Genomic DNA, 3,841 nt, shown 5'->3' with positions numbered 1-3,841 from the left:
GCCCGGCGCGGCCGAGCTGCTGGGCGGCCGCCATGCCGGACGGGCCGGAGCCGATCACGGCGACACGCTTGCCGGTCTTCTTCTCGGGCGGATAGGGCCGGATATGGCCGGTCTCATAGGCCTTGTCGGCGATCGCCTGCTCGACCGTCTTGATGGCGACCGGAATGTCTTCGAGGTTCAGCGTGCAGGCTTCCTCGCAGGGCGCCGGGCAGATGCGGCCGGTGAATTCCGGGAAATTGTTGGTCGAATGCAGGTTGCGGATCGCGCTATCCCAGTCGCCATTGTAGACGAGATCGTTCCAGTCCGGGATCTGGTTGTGGATTGGGCAGCCGGTCGGCCCATGGCAGAACGGAATGCCGCAATCCATGCAGCGCGCGGCCTGTTTCTCGACCTCCTTGTCCGACATCGGCAGCGTGAATTCGCGGAAATGCCGGATGCGGTCGGAGGCCGGCTGGTACTTGTGCACCTGCCGGTCGATCTCGAGGAAGCCTGTTACCTTGCCCATAGTCCAGTCCCTGCTGTCCGAAGGCACGCTTTTGTCGCGCACCCGTTAACCCCATAAGGCCGCCATGGCAACCGCACCTTGCTGGAGCATGACCTTCGCCGAGTTCCCACTTTGCGGGGTCATGCTCTCGGGGTCAGGATTGTTGGTGAGGATGCCGGCCGGAAAGTCATCTTTCCGGCCATGCCCGATGCCTATTCCGCCGCCACGCTCATGCGCATGCGTTCCATCTCGATCAGGGCGCGGCGATACTCCACCGGCATGATCTTGCGGAATTTCGGCCGGAAGTTCTGCCAGTCGTCCAGGATCTCGCGGCCGCGCACCGAGCCGGTGTAATGCACGTGGTTCGAGATCAGCTGGTAGAGCCGTTCCTCGTCATGGCTGGTCATGTCGCCCGACACGTCGACGCGGCCCTTGTGGTCGAGGTCGCCGCCGTGATGGAGCAGCTTCTCCATCAAATCGTCCTCTTCCGGGACCGGCTCCAGCTCGACCATCGCCATGTTGCAGCGTTCGGCGAAATCGCCCTTCTCGTCCAGCACATAGGCGACGCCGCCCGACATGCCGGCCGCGAAGTTGCGCCCGGTCTTGCCGAGCACGACGACGATGCCGCCAGTCATGTATTCGCAGCCATGGTCGCCGACGCCCTCGACGACAGCCGCCACGCCCGAATTGCGCACGGCGAAGCGCTCGCCGGCCACGCCGGCGAAGTAAGCCTCGCCCTCGGTGGCGCCATAGAGCACCGTGTTGCCGACGATGATCGATTCCGCTGCGACGATCTTGGCTTCTTCCGGCGGGCGGATGACGATGCGGCCGCCCGACAGGCCCTTGCCGACATAGTCGTTGCCGGCGCCGACCAGCTCGAACGACACGCCGCGCGCGAGAAACGCGCCGAAGGACTGGCCGGCCGTGCCGGTGAGCTTCACCTGGATCGTGTCTTCCCGAAGGCCCTTGTGCTTGAAGCGTTTGGCGACCTCGCCCGACAGCATGGCGCCAGCGGAGCGGTCGACGTTGCGGATCGGCAGCTCGATGGTGACGGGCTGTCTGGCTTCGAGCGCCGGCTTAGCCAGCTCGATCAGCTTGCGGTCGAGCACGTCGTCGATCGGATGCTTCTGCCGCTCGGTCCAGTGCAGCGCCTCATGCGGCGCGTCGGGCTTGAAGAACATCTTCGAGAAGTCGAGCCCGCGCGCCTTCCAGTGCTGGATCACGTCGCGTTTTTCCAGGAGGTCGCTGTCGCCGATGATCTGGTCGAGATGGGTGAAGCCCATTTCGGCGAGCAGTGCACGCACCTCTTCCGCCACATAGAAGAAGAAGTTGATGACATGCTCGGGCGTGCCCTTGAAGCGCTTGCGCAGCACCGGATCCTGCGTCGCCACGCCGACCGGGCAGGTGTTGAGGTGGCACTTGCGCATCATGATGCAGCCCGCCGCGATCAGCGGCGCGGTCGAGAAGCCGAACTCGTCGGCGCCGAGCAGCGCGCCGATGATGACGTCGCGCCCGGTGCGCAACCCGCCATCGACCTGCAGCGCGACTCTGCTGCGCAAGCCGTTGAGCACCAGCGTCTGATGCGTCTCGGCAAGGCCCATTTCCCACGGGCTGCCGGCATGCTTGAGCGAGGTCAGCGGCGAAGCGCCGGTGCCGCCATCATAGCCGGAGATGGTGATGTGGTCGGCGCGCGCCTTGGCGACGCCCGCCGCGACCGTGCCGACGCCGACTTCCGACACCAGCTTGACCGAGACGTCGGCTGCCGGATTGACGTTCTTCAGGTCGTAGATCAGCTGCGCCAGATCCTCGATCGAATAGATGTCGTGATGCGGCGGCGGCGAGATAAGGCCGACGCCCGGCGTCGAGTGCCTGACCTTGGCGATGGTGGCGTCGACCTTGTGACCAGGCAGCTGGCCGCCCTCGCCGGGCTTGGCGCCTTGCGCCACCTTGATCTGCATGACGTCGGAATTGACCAGATACTCCGCCGTGACGCCGAACCGTCCCGAAGCGACCTGCTTGATCGCCGAACGTTCCGGGTTCTTGCCGCCGCCGGGCAGCGGCAGATAGCGGTCGGCCTCTTCGCCACCTTCGCCGGTGTTCGACTTGCCGCCGATCTGGTTCATGGCGCGCGCCAGCGTGGTGTGCGCCTCGCGTGAGATCGATCCGAACGACATCGCCCCGGTCGAGAAGCGCTTCACGATCTCGGCCGCCGGCATGACATCCTCGATCGCGACCTTCTTGCGGCCGGTTTCTTCGGCCAGCTTGATCTTGAACAGGCCGCGGATGGTTTGCGCCCGCGCGGTCGCGCTGTCGATCTGCGCCGAATACTCCTTGAACGTGTCCCAGGACCCCTGCCGCACGGCATGCTGCAAGGTAGCGACTGCATCCGGCGACCACATATGCGCCTCGCCGCGCATGCGGAACATGTATTCGCCGCCGACCTCCAGGCTGTTGCGCAGCACCGGATCGCTGCCGAAGGCGTCCGCATGGCGGCTGAGCGTCTCGGCGGCGACCTCGTCCAGTCCGACGCCTTCGATCAGCGTCGCGGTGCCGGTGAAATACTTCTCGACGAAATCGGACTTCAACCCGATCGCGTCGAAGATCTGCGCGCCGCAATAGGACTGGTAGGTCGAGATGCCCATCTTGGACATCACCTTGAGGATGCCCTTGCCGATCGACTTGATGTAGCGCGAGACCACCTCGTATTTGTCGACCTCGGCCGGCAGCTCGCCGCGCTTGTGCATGTCGAGCAGCGTGTCGAAGGCAAGATAAGGGTTGATCGCCTCGGCGCCATAGCCGGCGAGGCAGCAGAAATGATGCACCTCGCGCGGCTCGCCGGACTCGACGACGAGGCCGACCGACGTGCGCAACCCCTTGCGGATCAGGTGGTGGTGCACCGCCGCCGTGGCCAAAAGGGCTGGAATGGCGATGCGGTCGGGGCCGACCTGACGGTCCGACAGGATGATGATGTTGTAGCCGCCGGCGACCGCCGCCTCCGCGCGCTCGCAGAGCCGGTCGATGGCGCCCTGCATGCCCGCGGCGCCCTCGTTCGAGCCGTAGGTGATGTCGATCGTCTTGGTGTCGAAACGGTCCTCGGTGTGGCCGATGGAGCGGATCTTTTCGAGATCGCCGTTGGTCAGGATCGGCTGGCGCACCTCGAGCCGCTTGCGGCGCGATGTGCCGACCAGGTCGAAGATGTTCGGCCGCGGCCCGATGAAGGACACCAGGCTCATCACCAGCTCCTCACGGATCGGGTCGATCGGCGGGTTGGTGACCTGGGCGAAGTTCTGCTTGAAATAGGTGTAGAGCAGCTTCGATCTGTCCGACATCGCCGAAATCGTCGTGTCGGTGCCCATC

1 protein-coding gene and 1 pseudogene are annotated in these 3,841 nt (G+C 65.1%); both read right to left on the bottom strand.

The features are described 5' to 3' along the window. Positions 1 to 505: pseudogene (gltD, locus tag EOA24_RS30155) on the bottom strand (glutamate synthase); the annotation flags it as partial. Between the two features lie 191 nt (positions 506 to 696). After that, positions 697 to 3,841: glutamate synthase large subunit (gltB, locus tag EOA24_RS30150; RefSeq protein WP_127410386.1), on the bottom strand; the 3,145-nt coding region annotated here is incomplete at its 5' end.

This window comes from Mesorhizobium sp. M2A.F.Ca.ET.039.01.1.1 (assembly GCF_003998035.1).
GTDB lineage: Bacteria > Pseudomonadota > Alphaproteobacteria > Rhizobiales > Rhizobiaceae > Mesorhizobium.
The sequence above is the reverse complement of the archived record's forward strand: the minus strand, read 5'-3'. Positions and strand labels throughout refer to the sequence as shown.